General features: G+C 68.9%; 16 protein-coding genes. 9 read left to right on the top strand and 7 right to left on the bottom strand.

Features of this window, described 5'->3' with window-relative positions; all coding sequences use genetic code 11:
* Positions 1-228: 228 nt before the first annotated feature.
* Entirely contained in the window at positions 229-411 is a 183-nt protein-coding gene (locus AC5Y4H_RS01440; protein WP_499977890.1) for a hypothetical protein, read from the bottom strand.
* A 506-nt stretch (positions 412-917) separates the two neighbouring features.
* Positions 918-1730, bottom strand: coding sequence for an MAP_0585 family protein (locus AC5Y4H_RS01435; protein ID WP_499977888.1), 813 nt, complete (start codon positions 1728-1730; stop codon positions 918-920).
* Here AC5Y4H_RS01435 and AC5Y4H_RS01430 point away from each other — a divergent pair.
* Positions 1693-1980, top strand: a complete 288-nt coding sequence (locus AC5Y4H_RS01430; RefSeq protein WP_499978136.1) for a hypothetical protein — start codon at positions 1693-1695, stop codon at positions 1978-1980. The two genes, AC5Y4H_RS01435 and AC5Y4H_RS01430, sit on opposite strands and share 38 nt — an antisense overlap.
* A 208-nt stretch (positions 1981-2188) precedes the next feature.
* On the opposite strand, the gene AC5Y4H_RS01425 is transcribed toward AC5Y4H_RS01430, so the two are convergent.
* The 3 genes from AC5Y4H_RS01425 to AC5Y4H_RS01415 all read right to left on the bottom strand — a co-directional run bounded on the left by AC5Y4H_RS01425 (position 2189) and on the right by AC5Y4H_RS01415 (position 5486).
* Positions 2189-2653, bottom strand: a complete 465-nt coding sequence (locus AC5Y4H_RS01425; RefSeq protein WP_499977886.1) for a lipoprotein LpqH — start codon at positions 2651-2653, stop codon at positions 2189-2191.
* 49 nt (positions 2654-2702) lie between these two features.
* Positions 2703-3056: a hypothetical protein gene (locus tag AC5Y4H_RS01420; protein WP_499977885.1), complete on the bottom strand. Its 354-nt coding sequence runs from the start codon at positions 3054-3056 to the stop codon at positions 2703-2705.
* Between the two features lie 306 nt (positions 3057-3362).
* Complete coding sequence (locus AC5Y4H_RS01415) at positions 3363-5486, bottom strand: acyl-CoA dehydrogenase family protein (RefSeq protein ID WP_499978122.1); 2124 nt, start codon at positions 5484-5486, stop codon at positions 3363-3365.
* Positions 5487-5829: 343 nt separating this feature from the next.
* Between AC5Y4H_RS01415 and kstR the strand changes: the two genes are divergently transcribed.
* A complete protein-coding gene (gene kstR, locus AC5Y4H_RS01410) occupies positions 5830-6429 on the top strand; it encodes a cholesterol catabolism transcriptional regulator KstR (protein WP_066867395.1) in 600 nt (199 codons plus the stop codon).
* Positions 6430-6435: 6 nt separating this feature from the next.
* Here kstR and AC5Y4H_RS01405 read toward each other — a convergent pair whose 3' ends face one another.
* A complete protein-coding gene (locus AC5Y4H_RS01405) occupies positions 6436-7515 on the bottom strand; it encodes an Rv3575c family transcriptional regulator (protein ID WP_499977884.1) in 1080 nt (359 codons plus the stop codon).
* Between the two features lie 85 nt (positions 7516-7600).
* On the opposite strand from AC5Y4H_RS01405, the gene AC5Y4H_RS01400 reads away from it, so the two are divergent.
* From AC5Y4H_RS01400 to AC5Y4H_RS01370, 7 genes are all read left to right on the top strand, one after another.
* A complete protein-coding gene (locus tag AC5Y4H_RS01400; RefSeq protein WP_499977881.1) occupies positions 7601-8581 on the top strand; it encodes a metal ABC transporter solute-binding protein, Zn/Mn family in 981 nt (326 codons plus the stop codon).
* Positions 8578-9399, top strand: coding sequence for a metal ABC transporter ATP-binding protein (locus AC5Y4H_RS01395; protein ID WP_499977880.1), 822 nt, complete (start codon positions 8578-8580; stop codon positions 9397-9399). The genes AC5Y4H_RS01400 and AC5Y4H_RS01395 overlap by 4 nt, the downstream gene beginning before the upstream one ends.
* Entirely contained in the window at positions 9399-10259 is an 861-nt protein-coding gene (locus AC5Y4H_RS01390; RefSeq protein ID WP_499977878.1) for a metal ABC transporter permease, read from the top strand. The genes AC5Y4H_RS01395 and AC5Y4H_RS01390 overlap by 1 nt, the downstream gene beginning before the upstream one ends.
* A gap of 30 nt (positions 10260-10289) precedes the next feature.
* On the top strand, positions 10290-10997 hold the full coding sequence (locus AC5Y4H_RS01385; protein ID WP_499977877.1) for a sensor domain-containing protein: 708 nt from the start codon (positions 10290-10292) through the stop codon (positions 10995-10997).
* Positions 10998-11059: 62 nt separating this feature from the next.
* Positions 11060-11818: a LamB/YcsF family protein gene (locus AC5Y4H_RS01380; RefSeq protein ID WP_499977874.1), complete on the top strand. Its 759-nt coding sequence runs from the start codon at positions 11060-11062 to the stop codon at positions 11816-11818.
* Positions 11818-12735 (top strand): MBL fold metallo-hydrolase, encoded by a 918-nt coding sequence (locus tag AC5Y4H_RS01375; protein ID WP_499977872.1) that lies wholly within the window; start codon positions 11818-11820, stop codon positions 12733-12735. The genes AC5Y4H_RS01380 and AC5Y4H_RS01375 overlap by 1 nt, the downstream gene beginning before the upstream one ends.
* 13 nt (positions 12736-12748) lie before the next feature.
* Positions 12749-13990: an SLC13 family permease gene (locus tag AC5Y4H_RS01370; RefSeq protein ID WP_499977871.1), complete on the top strand. Its 1242-nt coding sequence runs from the start codon at positions 12749-12751 to the stop codon at positions 13988-13990.
* Here the strand turns inward: AC5Y4H_RS01370 and AC5Y4H_RS01365 are convergent.
* Complete coding sequence (locus AC5Y4H_RS01365) at positions 13987-16629, bottom strand: LuxR C-terminal-related transcriptional regulator (RefSeq protein WP_499977870.1); 2643 nt, start codon at positions 16627-16629, stop codon at positions 13987-13989. The two genes, AC5Y4H_RS01370 and AC5Y4H_RS01365, sit on opposite strands and share 4 nt — an antisense overlap.
* Positions 16630-16795 lie beyond the last annotated feature (166 nt).

The following is a 16795-nucleotide window of genomic DNA, read 5'->3' as shown; positions in this document are numbered from 1 at the left end:
ATCCATCCCCCACGGCCAGACACCCCGATGTCCGGCTCCTTCGTTTGCCAGCCCTGGAGCCGGGCGTGGCCGGTGGCTACTGCAGGGATTCTCGCAGAAGTTCGCTGAAACGGCACGATTTTCCGCGATATAAATGATCGGCAACGATGCATGAACGGCCGAAAAACTTTGCTCGACGGCACCCGCGAGCCCACGGGCAGACATGGTGGCCGCCGTCGAGCCAGCCCGTCAGCCGTCCCGAAGCCACATCCAACCGACGCCGCAGCTGATCCGCTCCGCGGGCGTGCCGACGTCGGCGCAGACCTGCGCGACGAGCTCGGCCGACTCGGCAGCAAAGACACCGAAGGTGTAATCGTCGTCCGGCACCGTCATCGCCGTCAGAAGCTGGACCGGCGTTCCACGAGTCGTCATCAATTCAGCACGACTATTCAGTCGGTCGACGATATCGCCTATCGAGTGGGCGGCTGTTCGTGGTCCGTACCACTCGACGAGGAACCGTTGTGGTTGAGGCCCCGTAATCGCCATTTGTTCTTCAAGATATAGACGCCTTTAATCGCCGGCATCAGGGTTTTCCCTACTGCCTTTCAAAAGTGTAGGGACATTCCCGATTCATCGGCCGAGAAACCGACGTAGCGCCGCCAATCAATATTTACGTCTGCTACCGCGGGAGCGCGAGGAATTCTCATGGCGATCAACGGCACTCCACGACGGCGTACGAGCGGCGACCTCGGCGATCAGCCTAGATGCGCAAGGTCACTCCACAGGTGCCCCCATAAAGAAATTCGATCGCGCACGCCGGCGCAAGTCACTTTCATTTCCAGAAGCCGTCCGGAATTTTCTGTGCGCTTTCAAATCCTGAAAAACCCGAACCCGGGGGCGCCCGAATGGATGCCCCCGGGCTTCAGCCGTTATCGCCGTCAGTACAGCGGTATCCACGTACCGAAGAACCAGTAACCAAAGCCGCCGTAGTCCGCGTTGAAGACCGGAAGGACGGTGAAGTTGTTGTAGGTGAACGGCGCGTAATAGTTCTGGCCGTAAGACGCGTCAACCGGCGTTCCTTGCCAGGGCTGGTTCCAGCCGCCGGCAGGCGGCGGCCCGTTCCAGCCGCCGGACGGTGGCGGGCCTTCCCAGTTCGGCGGTGGGGCGCCAGGCGCGGGGCCGTTGTTCCATCCGTAGCCGCTCGGTGGCGGCGGAGGTGGCGCTCCCTGGCCCGGGACCCAGTAGCCCGGCGCGTTGGTGGGGCCGCCTATCTCCCCGGTGGGGCGAAGGATCGGTGGGGGCGGCGGGTAGTACGGCGGGTGGGGAGGCTGAGTCCACGGCGCGTTAAGAACCGGGCGAGGCGGCCTGGGCGGGTACGAGTTGCGCTCGCCCGGCTGGTTGGTCGTACCGCCCCAGGGTGCCCCGGTGGTCGGGGTCACGCCACCCCACGGCGCGCCGTTTTGTGGCGTCGTGCCCGAGCCCCCGTACCCGGGATTGGGATTGGGGTTGGGCGCGGGGGTGCAATTCTTGTACCAGGCGGGACATACCGTCGGCATCGATGACGTCGAGCCGTTCTGCGCCGGCTGCTGCCACGGGCTCGGCGGCGTCGAGCCGTTCTGGGCCGGCTGTTGCCACGGGCTCGGCGGCGTGTTGTTCGGCGGCGTCGTCCCCGAGCCCCCGTAACCGGAATTCGGGCTGGGGCCGGGGGCGGGGGTGCAGTTCTTGTCCCAGTTGGGGCATTCGGTCGGCATCGGGGCCGTCGTGCTGTTAGGTGGCGGCTGCTGCCAGGTGCTCGACGCGGGCGGCGGCGAACTGTGCGCCGGCGTGCTGGGTGGCGGTTGCGTGGTGTGCGGCGCCGGCGTGGACTGCCACGTGCTGGGCGGCGGTTGCGTGCTGGGCGGTTGCGTGGTGTGCGCCGGCGCCGTCGACTGCCAGGTGCTCTGTGGCGGCGGGGTGCCGTGCGGCGCTGTGGCTACCGGTGGCGTGCCGGTGCCCCCGTAACCGGGGTTGGGGCTGGGGTTGCCGGAGCAGCCCTTCTGCCAGCTGGGGCACGGCGGGTCCAGCGGGGCGGAATTCGCGAAGCCCCCGTTGACAGTCGTGACCGACATTCCCAGGCCCGTCGCGACTGCCGCCGCTGCGGCGAGGCGTTTGATCGACATTGGTTACGTCCCCTCTCGGGCGTTGGTCCGAACGATTCGGCTGCGCCGCCCTACGGGCAGGTCACGTCGATCTCGAATGGCTTGGTCACCGGCTTCGGCTGGTGGGGATCGCTCACGTCGGCACCGGTCGCCGTGCCCTTGATCTGAATAGCGTTGTCGCCCACCGCGGCTCCGGCGTTCCCGCCCTGCCCCTTTGCGGCATCGGAGAAACCGAGCGTGATGCCGTCGACGTTGCCCAGTCCGACAGCGTGAACGATTGGGGGGTTGTCCTTGCTGACCACGGCCCCGACGCCCTTGGCCGGGTCGCCGATGCCGATGTTGATGTTGTCGCCGACGGGTTTGCAGGTGACCGGACCGCTGACGTTCTGGCTCTTGCCGTCCACGATCACCTGCGGCCCAGCGGGCGGCCCCGCCGAGTTCGACGCTTGTGGGTTCGACTTATTGCTGGAACAGCCTGCGCCACTAGTGATTACGATGGCCATGCCGGCTACACCGACGATGATCTGACGCTGCACGGCTGTTCTCCTTCAGGTGGGGATGTCCACTGTTCGCGATCCCGATGGACTACTGCGCCGGACCCGGGATTTGGTAAGCGCACCTACCGGTCGTGTGTTCGGTCAGCGCGACGGGGTGGCCGTCCACCTGGATCGCGCAGTCGTGCGGACCGCCGGTCTTGTCGGTGTAGTTCAGCGCCAGGTACGGGCTTCCGGTGACCTGCACGGTCTGCGACCACGGGACCGAAACCCAGGTCGTGGTGCTCGCGGGATACACCGGGGTCCCGGGATCCGGGATGACGGAGAAAACGTCGCCGCCGCCGAGGATCCGGTACACGACGGTGTGTTGCGTCGGGTCCGCCTTGGCTGCGGGCAACAGGGCCGGTGGTGCGGCGCTCATCGCGATGGCGACTGCCGCGAGCACCCCGGCCAGGGCGCTCGGACGTGCAGCCGTGTCGGAGCGGCGCCTCCGGCGAGAGTCAGCATTCAAGTGGTGGTGAGCCGAATCCGTTGGCATGGCGTCCCTTTCGATGCGCAACCGCCGCGACATCAGGCGTGCCCGCAGCCTTCCGGTGAAGCAACTATCGCCGGGGCGGTCGCTACAAGCTAAGGCCGCGCGCTGAAACGTCTCAATTAGGGATTTCCCTACACTTTTCGCCCGACGGGTTCGCCGCAACCCGCTATCGGCCGTCAAAGGTTCCCGAGCAACGGGCGGCCGAAAGCCTTTGTATCAGCGGGGCAGGCCGAGAAGCCGCTCGGCGGCGACCGTCAGCAGGATCTGCTCGGTGCCGCCCGCGATGGTCAGGCAGCGGGTGTTGAGGAAATCGAACACGGCCTGGTTGTGCACCAGGCCGCCGCCCTCGGACACGTCCATCGTGTACTCGGCGAGCGCCTGGCGGTAGCGGACGCCGATGAGCTTGCGGACACTGGACTGCGCCCCGGGGTCTTGCCCGCCGACGGCCAGCTGAGCGATCCGTTGATCCAGCAGCGCACCGGTCTGCGCCGCGACGATCAACCGGCCCAACCGGTCTTGCTCCGCCGCGTCGAGGTCGAGCTCGGCCAGCATCTCGAGCAGCTCCTCCATCGGGTTGCCCAGCGCGGTTCCGTTGGCCATCGCGACCCGCTCGTTGGCGAGGGTGGTGCGGGCCAGCCGCCAACCGTCGTTCACCTCGCCGACGACCAGTTCGTCGGGAACGAACACGTTGTCCAGGAACACCTCGTTGAACAACGAGTCACCGGTGATCTCGCGCAGCGGACGGATCTCGATGCCCGGTGAGCTCATCTCGACCAGGAAGTAGGTGATGCCTTTGTGTTTCGGCGCGTCCGGATCGGTGCGCGCCAGGCACACTCCCCACTTCGCCTTGTGCGCGGCCGACGTCCAAACCTTCTGCCCGGTCAGCTGCCAGCCGCCGTCGGTGCGGACCGCCTTCGTGCGCAGCGAGGCGAGGTCCGAACCGGCGCCCGGTTCGGAAAACAGCTGACACCAAAGGAATTCGCCGCGCGTGGTGCCCGGCACGAAACGCTCGATCTGTTCCGGCGTGCCGTGCTCGAGGATGGTCGGCGCCGCCCACCAACCGATCACCAGATCGGGCCGGGCCACACCGGCGGCCGCCAGCTCCTGATCGATCAGCAGTTGCTGGGCGGGTCCCGCGCCGCGCCCGTAGGGCGCCGGCCAGTGCGGCGCCTGCAGGCCCGCCTCGGCCAGGGCCGCCTGCCGCTTCTCCTCGGGCAGCGCCGCGATTTGGGCTACGGCGGCGGCGATCTCCTGGCGCTGGTTCTCCACCTCAGTGAGGTCGATACCCAGCCGGCGCCGCACGCCCGCCTGGGTCAGCGCGGTGATGCGGCGCAGCCAGGTCTCGGCCCCGCCCAGGAAGCGGCCGAGGGCGTGAGCGCGGCGCAGATACAGGTGCGCGTCGTGCTCCCAGGTGCAGCCGATGCCGCCGAGCACCTGGATGCAGTCCTTGACGTTGGCCTTCACGGCGGCGATGCCGGTGCTCGCGGCCAGGGCCGCGGCGATGGAGAACTGGGATTCGTCGCCCTCTGCCGCCGCCCGCGCGGCGTCGGCGGCGGCCACCTCCGCCTGCTCGGCTCGGCAGAGCATCTCCGCGCAGATGTGCTTGATGGCCTGGAAGCTGCCGATCGGCTTGCCGAACTGCTCGCGGACCTTGGCGTAGTCGACGGCGGTCTCCAGCGACCACCGGGTGATGCCGGCCGCCTCGGCCGCCAGCACCGTCGCGGCCAGCTCCTCGACGCGTTCGCGGCTGTCCGACACGACGGTGGCCGGGGCCAAGTTCAGCGTCAACCGCGCCAGTGGCCGGGAGAAGTCGCTGGCCTGCAGGGGCTCGATCCGCACACCCTCCCCGTCGGCGTCGATCAGCAGCCACTTGGCGCCAGCCGGCGCCAACAGCACGGCACCCTCGGCCACCCCGAGCGCGCACGCCACGGTGCCCGAGGCCTTGGACGTCGCGTCGTCGAACTCGATCTCACCTTCCAGCGCCAGGCCGGCGAAGCGCTCACCCGAGGCGAGGGCGCCCAACAACTCGGGATCGGACACAACCAACGTGGCCAGCGCGGTGGTGGCGACCGGCCCGGGAACCAGCGCCTTCGCCGCTTCCTCGACCATCGCGCACAGGTCTTCGATGCTGCCGTCCGCGCCGCCGAACTCCTCCGGGATGGCGACGCCGAAGATCCCCAGTTCCGCCAGCCGGGAGTACACCGGCCGCCAGGCGTCGGACTTACCCTGCTCCACGTCGCGGATCGCCGTGGTTCCGCCAGGTCCGGACGTCGAATTGCGGGCCCAGTCGCGCACCAGGGCTCGCGCGGCAAACTGCTCGTCGGTGACGGTCGCTACCACCTGAGAGGACCTCCGCGTCATGAGTTTCGATGTGACAAGGGGGTGGGCCCCTGTCCCGATTGTGCGATCTGCCGGCCGAGCGGGTACCTCTGCATCGGGTGTTGGCACGCAACCCGCTCTCCGAAGACTAGAACGTGTTCTAATAGTGCCAGTGATCGACCGTCAAGTCGAACGCCATCACAGCAGCACAGCGCTTGTCCGCGGCGGTATGGAGGTGGGAGATTCACACGCAGAATGCGTATCGTTTGCTAACGAACCGCCGGGAACAGGAGCAAACCGTCACATGCCAGCCAACGCAAATCCGAGCCGCGTTTCCGACTCGCAGCCGCGCGAGGTCATGAACGTGGCGGTATTGGCGGAATCCGAACTGGGGTCGGAGGCGCAGCGGGAACGCCGCAAGCGCATCCTCGATGCCACCATGGCCATCGCTTCCAAGGGAGGCTACGAGGCGGTTCAAATGCGCGCGGTGGCCGATCGCGCCGATGTCGCGGTGGGGACGCTGTACCGCTACTTCCCGTCGAAGGTGCACCTGCTGGTGTCGGCGCTGGGCCGCGAGTTCAGCCGCATCGACGCCAAGACGGACCGCTCGGCCATGACCGGCGGAACGCCCTTTCAGCGGCTCAACTTCATGGTGGGCAAGCTGAATCGCGCGATGCAACGTAATCCCCTGCTGACCGAGGCGATGACGCGTGCGTACGTGTTCGCCGACGCGTCGGCCGCCAGCGAGGTCGACCAGGTCGAGAAGCTCATCGATTCGATGTTCGCGCGAGCGATGGCCGACGGCGAGCCGACCGAGGACCAGTACCACATCGCCCGGGTGATCTCGGACGTGTGGCTGTCGAACCTGCTGGCGTGGCTCACCCGCCGGGCGTCGGCCACCGACGTCAGCAAGCGACTGGACCTGGCCGTGCGGTTGCTGATCGGCGACCAAGACTCCAAGTAGTCCGGCTCACGCCGGCGGACCGGCGGTGCGGCCGCGGATCAGCTCGGTGTCCAAGAGTTCGACGGCCGGTAGCCCCGATCGTGGCGGTTTCAACAACAGCTCCGCCGCGCGACACCCCTTCTGCAGGCTGGACTGCGACACCGTGGTCAGGCCGCGGTTGGTGGCGTCGGGCACGCCGTCGAAACCGGTGACGGTCATCTGCCCCGGCACATAAATGCCGTGTGCCCGTAGGTAATCCATGGCGGACAGGGCCAGGATGTCGGCGGTGCACATCAACGCGGTGATCCGCGGATTGGCCTCCAGGGCTGCCTTGGCGGCGCCGCCGCCCGATTCGGGCAGGTGCTCGTAGCTTTCCACCACGGTCAGGGAATCCGGGTCGATACCGGCGGCCGTCATCGCGTCCCACACGCCGATGACGCGCTCGCGCTGCACGTCGAATGCGGGCGAGCGCAACCGGTCGGCGTCCACCAGGCCCTGACGTCGGTCCCGGCCCAGCCGCATGGTCAGCAACCCGATCTCGCGATGCCCCAGGCCCAGCACGTAGTCGGCGATCTCGCGCATCGCGGCGCGGTCGTCGATGCCCACCCGGGAGACACCGGCCAGCCCCTTGGGTTGGTCGACCACCACTACCGGCAGCCGGCGCTGCAGCACCACCTGCAGGTAGGGATCCTCGTCGCACACCGAATAAACCAGGAAGCCGTCCACCCCGGCCGAAAGCACAGCGGCTGTACCGTCTTTCAGGCTGCGGCTGGGCCCGACGGCCACGAGCAACAGCCCCTGCCCCAGCGCCTCGCACGACTGCGCCACCCCGGCGACGAAGTCGCGCGCGGCGGGGTCGCTGAAGAAGTAGGTCAGCGGTTCGGCCATCACCAGGCCGACCGCGCCGGCCTTGCGGGTCCGCAAGGACCGCGCCACCGGGTCGGGGCCGGCGTATCCCAGCCGCTTGGCAGTCGCGAGCACGCGCTCGCGCAGGTCCGGGGAGAGCTGATCGGGCCGGTTGAAGGCATTCGAAATCGTCGTGCGGGAAACGTTGAGCTCGTCCGCCAACGACGCCAGAGTCGCACGCCGGCGCGGTGGGGGGCTCACGTCCGCTGAGGCTACAGCGGACCGGGGTCCCCGCGTACGAGCTTCAAGTTGCGGTTTTGTAATGGAAACGATTTTCATTAGTATTATGGTTCGGCTGACGGGCCGGCAGGAGGAATCGGACGTGCGCACGGCACTGACGCGGCAACGAACGGCGGAGGCCGGGCCCGCCGATGCGACGCGATGGCTGGCGGCCGCTCTGGTGGTGACCGGCGGCCTGCTGCTCATTGGCTGCAGCGGCACGGCGCACTCGCGCGCCCTTTCCGTCGTCGCTTCCACCGACGTGTGGGGCAGCGTGGCCCGCGCCGTCACCGGCCGGCACGTCGCCGTCAAATCCATTCTCAGCGGGGCCGACATCGACCCGCACTCCTATGAGGTCAGCCCGGCAGACGCCGCCGCGATCGCCGACGCCCCGCTGGTGGTGTTCAACGGCGGCGGCTATGACGGCTGGGTCGACGAGGTGCTGGCCCACCACCGCGACGCCAAGCCCGTCATCGCCTACTCCTTCCTGGAGACCAGCGCACAGCCCCGCAACGAGCACGTCTTCTACGACCTGACCGTCGCCAAATCCGTTGCCGTCGCCATTGCCGATCGGCTCGCGACGATCGACCCCGAAAACGCCGCCGACTACCGCGCCAATGCCGCCGCGTTCGGCCGCGGCGCCGACTCCATCGCCGGGGCCGAACACGCAATCGCCACCAGCCACCCCAACACACCGGTGCTCGCGACCGAACCGGTCGCGTTCTACCTGCTGAAGGCTACGGGGTTGGTGAACCGGACACCGCCCGCGTTCGAGGCGGCCATCGAGAACGAGACCGATCCCGCGCCGGCCGACATGGCGGTGGTTCTCGACCTGGTCGGCCGGCGTCAGGTGTCGGCCGTGTTGATCAATCCGCAGACCTCCACGACGGCGATCAACGGCCTGCGCGATGCCGCCCGGCGGGCGGGCGTCCCGGTCACCGATGTGGCCGAAACGTTGAGCGAAGGCGCGGATTACCTGACCTGGCAACGCAATACGGTCAGCCAGTTACAGTCCGCGCTGCAGTCGAGCCGGCCCGTGCGGTCATGAGCCTCGAACCCTTCGCGGAAGTCGAAGACTCCGCCGAGACAGTGTCGCTGCGCGGGGCTCGGCTGGCGTTCGGCGACCGGGTGCTGTGGGACCACCTCGACCTGTCCGTGGGCCGCGGCGAGTTCATCGCGGTGCTCGGCCCGAACGGCAGCGGCAAGACGTCGCTGCTCAAGGTGCTGCTTGGGCAGCTGGCACTGAGCGCCGGTGCCGGGTGGGTGGACGGAAAGCCGATCACCTCGGGCAGCGGGCGCATCGGCTATGTGCCCCAACATCATCCGATGGACGCCGACGTAATGCTGCGCGGGCGCGACCTGGTTCAGCTGGGCATCGACGGGCCACGCTGGGGTGCCTTTCCGCTGCGGTCCGCCGATCGGGCCCGCCGGCGCGCGGCGGTGCGGCAGGCGCTGCGCCAGGTCAACGGCGAACACCTGGCGGACGTCCGGGTCGGAACGATGTCGGGTGGGGAGTTGCAGCGGGTGCGCATCGCCCAAGCATTGGTCAGCGACCCGCTGCTGTTGCTGTGCGACGAGCCGCTGCTGACGCTGGACCCGGCCAACGCCAAGCTGGTGTCGGCGCTGATCGAGCGGCGCCGGCAGGACACCGCGACCACGGTCATCGTGGTCACCCATGAGATCAACCCGATCCTGCCGTACGTGGACCGGTTGCTGTATCTGGTCGACGGCCGGTTCGAGATCGGCACCGTCGAGCAGGTGATGACCAGCCAGACACTCTCGGCGCTGTACCAATCGGACATCCAGGTGGTGAAGGTCAAGGACGGTTACGTGGTGGCCGGCGCACGGGACGACGGGTATTGCTGATGGAGCATCGGCTCGTCGGCTTGCTGGACAATCTGCTCTCCTTCGACATCACCGCGCACCTGCTCGGTCATGACTTCGTGCAGCAGGCGCTGGTGGCGGCCGCGCTGCTGGGGTTGGTGGCCGGACTGATCGGGCCGTTCATCGTCATGCGTCAGATGTCGTTCGCCGTGCACGGTTCCAGCGAATTGTCGCTGACCGGAGCCGCTTTCGCGCTTCTGGCCGGCTTTGGCGTGGGAGTCGGCGCGCTGATCGGCAGCGCCCTGGCAGCGGCGCTGTTCGGCGTGCTGGGGCGGCGCGATCGGGAGCGCGATTCGGTGATCGGCGTGGTGCTGGCCTTCGGGTTGGGCCTCGCGGTGTTGTTCATCCACCTCTACCCGGGCCGCACCTCGACCAGCTTCGCCCTGCTGACCGGCCAGATCGTCGGGGTCGGCTATACGGGGCTGACCATGCTGGCGCTGGTGTGCCTGCTCGTCATCGCGGTGCTCGCGACGTGTTACCGCCCGCTGCTGTTCGCCACCGTCGATCCCGACGTCGCCGCGGCGCGCGGCGTGCCGGTCTACCGGCTGGGTATCGTGTTCGCCGCGCTGGTCGGCGTGGTGGCGGCCCAGGCGGTGCAGATCGTCGGGGCGCTGCTGGTGATGTCGTTGTTGATCACTCCCGCCGCGGCGGCGGCCCGGGTGGTCTCCTCGCCCGCGGCAGCGATGGTGACCTCCGTGGTGTTCGCCGAGGTGTCCGCCGTGGGCGGCATAGTGCTGTCGCTGGCGCCCGGGGTGCCGGTGTCGGTCTTCGTCGCCGGCATCTCGTTCCTGATCTACCTGGTCTGCTGGTCGATCGGACGCCGACGATCCGCTGCCGCCTAAGCTGGGCGCATAGCTCGACCAACGAAGGCAATGGTGCGCCGGCGAATCGCATTGATGCAGGCGGCGGTGTCCGCCCTGGCGACCGGCTGCACCACCATCGTCGGCGGGACCGCGTCGCCCGCGGACACCTCCGGTCCGCTGCCCCAGACCCCGGTGGCCGCCGCGTCCCTGGATGCGGTGCTGCTCGGCGTGGACCAGATCAACTCGTCGCTCAGGTCGGGCATGCGGCTGCGATACGGCGCGCAGACGATGTGGGACTGGAGCTCGACTTTCAGCGACAAGACCTGCCTGGCGATGGACGGCCCCGCCCAGGAGGCCGTCTACGCGGACACCGGCTGGACCGCGATGCGCGGCCAGCGGCTGGATGACAACTTCGACGACCCGGCGGTCCGCAACAACTCCGCCATCCAGGCCGTGATCGCCTATCCTTCCGCGCGGAAGGCCGATACGTTCTACGACGCCTCGGTGCGACGATGGTTCGGCTGCGCCAACCGCACGTTTGCCGAACATCCCACGGACAAGCCCGAAATCGTGTGGAAGGTGGGCGAGGCCCACAACGTGGGCGGCACGCTGAGCACGTCCGAAGTCCAGGAAGACAGCAACGGCTGGACGTGCCAGCGGGCGCTGACCGCGCGCAACAACGTCGTCATCGACGTCGCCACCTGCGGCTCCTTCCTGCCCGGCGGATCGGCGGTCGACCTCGCCGAGCAGATCGCCGCCAAGGTCGCCAGGCAGTAGCTTGGCGCCCGCACCGCGTCCTCGCCTACGCCGGCGCCCGGGCGCCCCCATAAGCTGGGCGGGTGGCCGCAATCGACCTCAACGCCGACTTGGGCGAGGGCTTCGGCGTCTGGCGCCTGGGTGACGACGAGGCCATGCTCGGCATCGTCACGAGCGCCAACGTCGCGTGCGGTTTCCACGCGGGCGACCCTGCAGGCCTGTTGCGGGTATGCCGGTCGGCCGCCCAACGCGGGGTCCGGATCGGAGCGCAGGTGAGCTACCGCGACCTGGCCGGGTTCGGCAGGCGCTTCATCGATGTCGCCGCCGGGGACCTGATCGCAGACGTGGTCTATCAGATCGGCGCGTTGCGGGCGATAGCGCACGCGGCCGGTTCCGCGGTGTCCTACGTCAAACCGCATGGCGCGCTGTACAACACGATCGTGACCCATGCCGAACAGGCGGCCGCCGTGGCCGAGGCGGTGCGCCTGGTGGATGCCGGGCTGCCGGTGCTTGGCATGGCGGGCTCGGCGTTTTTCGACGAGGCCGCCCGCCGCGAGTTACGCACGATCGCAGAGGCTTTCGCCGACCGCGCCTACCAGCCGGACGGCCGGCTGGTGTCGCGTAAGGAGCAGGGCGCGGTGCTGGACGACCCGGCGGCAATCGCCGAGCGGGTGGCGACCTTGGTCACCTCTGGGCAGATCGCCGCGATCGACGGTACCCAGCTCACCTTGGAAGCGGAATCGGTTTGCGTGCATGGTGATTCGCCGGGAGCGGTGCAGATCGCCACCGCCGTTCGCGAGAGCCTCGTGGCGGGCGGCACCGAGATCAGGGCCTTCTGCTGATGCGACTCAAACTCGGCCGCCCCGACATCGCCCGGTTCGCGGACCGGTTCGACGCCCCCGCCGCCGGACCCGACGCGCTCTCGGTGACCTGGATGGGGGTGGCGACCCTACTGATAGACGACGGGTCGTCGGCGTTGATGACCGACGGCTACTTCTCCCGGCCGAGCCTGGCGAAGGTCGCGGCCGGCAAGGTGGCACCCTCGCCCGCACGCGTCGACGGATGCCTCGCGCGGGCGAAGGTCTCGCGGCTGGCGGCGGTGATACCGGTGCACACCCACATCGACCACGTTCTGGATTCCGCGCTGGTCGCCGACCGCACCGGCGCGCAGCTGGTCGGCGGGCAGTCCGCCGCCAATGTCGGGCGCGGTTACGGGTTGCCCGGGAGCCGGATCGTCGTCGCCGTCGACGGCGAACCGATGCGGTTGGGCGCCTACGACGTCACCCTGATCGAATCGCACCACTGCCCGCCCGACCGGTTTCCCGGCGTCATCGACGAACCGCTGATCCCACCCGTGAAGGCGTCGGCGTATCGCTGCGGAGAGTCCTGGTCGACGCTGGTGCACCACCGTCCGACCGGCCGGCGGCTGCTGATCCAGGGCAGTGCCGGCTTCGTCAAGGGCGCCCTGGCCGGCCACCGCGCGGACGCCGTGTACCTGTCCGTGGGGCAGCTGGGGCTGCAGCCGCGGTCATACCTCGTCGACTACTGGACCGAGACAGTGCGCGAGGTGGGGGCTCGCCGGGTGATCCTCATTCATTGGGACGACTTCTTCCGCCCGCTGACAAAACCGTTGCGCGCCCTGCCCTATGCCGGCGACGACTTGGAAGTCTCCGTCGGCATCCTCGACGAGCTGGCGGCGCAGGACGGCGTCGCGATGCACCTGCCCACGGTGTGGCGGCGCGAAGACCCTTGGAAGTAAAGCGGTTTAAACGTTGGCCCTGACGCTTGCGCTGTTACTGCTTGCTGTGGTCCTGGCGTTCGCCGTCGCGCGCCCCGGGGGCTGGCCCGAGGCGCTGGCGGCGGTCCCGGCGGCCCTCATCCTGATCGCCGTCGGCGCGATCTCGACACATCAGGCGGCAAAACAGATCGCCGACCTGTCCGGGGTGGTGGCGTTCCTCGGGGCGGTGCTCGTGCTGGCCAAGCTGTGCGACGACGAGGGCCTGTTCGAAGCCGCGGGCGCGGCGATGACGCGGGGGCGGGTGGGGTCGGCCGGCCTGCTGCGCCGCGTGTTCGTCATCGCCTCGGTGATCACCGCGGTGCTGAGCCTGGACGCGGCCGTGGTGTTGCTGACCCCGGTTGTGCTGGCCGCCGTTCGGCGAGAGCGCACCCGGGTGCGGCCGTACGCGTACGCCACCGCGCACCTGGCGAATGGCGCATCGCTCTTGCTTCCGGTGTCGAACCTGACCAACCTGCTGGCCTTCCACACCGCCCACATCTCGTTCACGAGATTCACGTTGGTGATGGCGGCGCCGTGGGTCGGCGCGGTGGCTGTCCTCTACGTGATCTTCCGGTGGTTCTTTGCCAAAGACCTGCGGGTGCAGCCGGACCCGGAGCAGATGGGCGCGCCACCGCGCCCACCGGTGTTCGTGTTGGTCGTCGTCGCTCTCACACTCGCCGGTTTCGCGGTCGCCCAGTCCGTGGGGATCGCCCCGGCCTGGGTGGCGCTGTGCGGGGCCGCGGCGCTGGCGGTGCGCAGCCTGCGGCACCGGCACACCTCGGTTGCCGACATCGTGCGCTCGGCGAACGTGTCGTTTCTGGTCTTCGTGCTGGCGCTGGGCGTCGTGGTGCAGGCGGTCATGCTCAACGGGATGGACAGGGCGATGTCAGCGGTGCTGCCGTCGGGTTCGGGCCTGCCCGCATTGCTCGCCATCGCCGCTATCGCCGCCGTGCTGGCCAACGTCGTCAACAATCTGCCCGCCACGCTGGTGCTGCTGCCGTTGGTTGTGCCGAGTGGGCCGGTGGCAGTTTTGGCGGTGCTGATCGGGGTGAACATCGGCCCAAACCTGACTTACGTCGGTTCGCTGTCGAACCTGTTGTGGCGGCGCGTGTTACGTCAGCACGATGTCGACGCCGGGGTAGGCGAATACACCCGCCTGGGCGTGTGCACCGTGCCCGCCTCGCTGGCGGTGGCGGTGCTTGCGCTGTGGGCGTCGGCGCGGCTGCTGGGTCTCTAGGGCGCGGGCGGGCCGCAGGGGCCCGATCGGATTATCGACGCCAACTCCTCGCGCGACTGCGCCCCCACCCGCTGACAGGCCCGGTACACGTGGCCCTCCACGGTGCGCACCGACATCACCAGCGCCTCGGCGATCTCGCGGTTGGACAGGCCGGCCACGACGAGTTCGACGACATCGCGCTGTCGGCCGGATAACTTCAGGCCGGTCGGAGTGTGCAGCGCCGGCGTGTGCAGGCCACCGCAATCGTCGGCCAATTCCCTGGCCAGTGCCGCGGCGTACAGGCCGCGGCGACGCTGTTGGTGTTCGTCGAACACCACCGAGGCCTGCGCCGCGGCATCGGCGGCCGCGACCCGATCGCCGATCCCCCGGTACGCCACCGAGGCCGCCAGCAGGCCCTCGCCGTCCTTGGCCGATAACGCCTCCACATGCGACGCGACGGCGGCGGCCAACGGCAGCGACAACACGTCGGCCAGCTCCCGTGCCCGGACCGCCTGCGAGGCGTCGCCCCATTGCGCCGCCGCCTGGATGCAGGCCACCTCGTGCGTGGGCTGGCCGCGATCGCGGGCAAGCCGCGCCGCCTCCTTCACGCCCGCTACGGCCTCCGGCAGCCGGCCCCCCGCCGCCAGGGCCCACCCTTCGGCCAGCGACAGGCCGGTATGCATGAACAAGAAGTCGGCCGGCACGCAGGACCGTGCCGCGGTGACCGCGTCGTTCGCATCGTCGGCCTGCCCGAGTTTGGCGTGCGCCTCGGCCAGCGCGAAGTAGCTCGCCGGGCGCAAACCCGTTGTCACATAGTGTATTTGAACTCCGGCCACCGCCTCGTGCACGAGCCGGGCCGCCTCGGCGACCGCGCCGCGGGCTAGCTCGGCGTTGCCCGACAGGAGGGCGAGGTTCGCATAGGCCAGGCCCGGAATGTCACGGGACGAATCGGCCAGTTGCTGCGCCGTGCTGACGAATTCGTCGATTCGGCCGGTCAGCCGGCAGGCCCGCCCGTAGACGGCGCCGAACCAGAACCGCATATGCGAGGCCTGAAACGAGGTCGTCGCCCGCCGCAGCGTCTGCTGGGCCACGTCGGCGAGCTCATCGACCTGTCCCAGCGCCCCCATGGCCATGATCAGCGCGAGCGACGCCATCATCGCGTGGAAGCCGGGCAGGTCGGGGAAGGCCAGGGCGGCGCGGGCATTTGCTGCCGCGGCCGCACAGCGTGCCGCCACCGCATCCAGGCACGCCTGCACCGCCAACCGCTCCGCCCGCTGGGCCGGCGTCTCGGAATCGAGCGCCGCGAGACCGTCGAGGATATCGGCCGCGTCCTTGGGCTTGAAGAGATGCCAGATCAGGTTGGCCGCCCGCACCGTCGCCCAGTGATGGCCGTCGGGCAGGTCACAGTTGGCCATCTCACGCAGCGCCGCCTCAGCCTGCTCACCGCGCCCGAGCAGCGCCAGGTTCATGGCTCGCACGCCCGCCGCCCCGGGCGCACCGGCTTCGGCGGCGGCGGTGGCGAACCGGTCGGCCAGATCGAGATCCAGCAGGGTCATGGCATGCCGTGCCGATTCCAGGTAGAGCGCGGGGTCGGGATCGAGGTCGGACTCGAGACGAAGCAGCGCGCGGCGCACGGTGGCCTGCATGTCCGCGTCGCCGTCTTTGCCCAGCCGCGCCGCCAACCTGCCACGGATCTCCGACAGGTACAGCTCTCCGGCGCCCGCGCGGCGCAGCTCACCGAACAGCGGATGGGCGAGCCTGGCCGTCAACCCCGCGCCGGTGCGTTCGATGTTCACCAGCCCCATCCGCTCGGCTGCGGCCAGGTCGCTGCGCCGGGCCAGATCGCACAGCACCTCCACGGCCAGCGGCTCACACTGCGACAACGTGTCGATCACCATCGCCATCTCCGGACTGAGGCGGCCCATCTGACGGCTCACTGTTTCGGACAGGCTCGACGAGACCGCGACATCGCCGTCCCACATCCACACCCCGGCCGTTTTACGCATCCGCCCGGCGGTCACCTGATCCGCCACCAGCTGCCGCAGGAACAGCGCGTTGCCACCGGTCAACTTCTGGAACCGGTTTGCGCTGCGCGCATCGACCGGACCGTCCAGCTTGCTTTCGATGACTTCGCGCGTCTGGGCAGCCGAAAAAGGTTTGAGGTCAAGTCTTTCCAGCAGTCCGTCTTTCCACAGTGCTGTCACCGCATCGGGCTCGTCGCTGCCGCTGCGTACGGTGACCACCAGCCGGACCCCGCCGGACTGCGCCAGCTGGTGGACGACGAGCGCCGACAATCCATCCAGCAGGTGCGCATCATCTATCCCCACCACCACGCGGCGCTGACGCTGTTGCGCGACAAACGAATTGATCACCCGTCGCACATCGGTCAGCGGGTCCGACCGAGCCTCGTTCATCGCCTCGGTCATCACACCGATGAATGCCCCGAGGGGCAGCGCCTGCGCCGAGTCGGTGCCGACGATCCACCTGGTCCGCTCGCCGGACGCCTCGGCGCGCCGCAGCACTTCGTGGGCCAGCCAGGTCTTACCCACTCCGGCGGCGCCGACGATCACCACGCCCGTGTGGGCACCGCCCGGACCCAGGGCGCGGCGAATAATGCCCCATTCGCTGTCACGCCCGGTCAGCGGCTCGGCGCCGATCACTCGGCGACTATAACGGCGCGCAAGCGCCGCATGGGAGGCTTTGGCGGTGTTTCGGGGACCTCACGTGTAGGCGCCCCGCAGCAATGACGTAGTCGACTACGCTGTCCACCCCATTTTCCGACCATGAGCATGGCTTTTGTCAGATAGGCGCTCAGCACAGGTGGTG

This window comes from Mycobacterium sp. NGS58, assembly GCF_059812385.1.
This window is presented reverse-complemented; position numbering and strand designations above follow the sequence as displayed.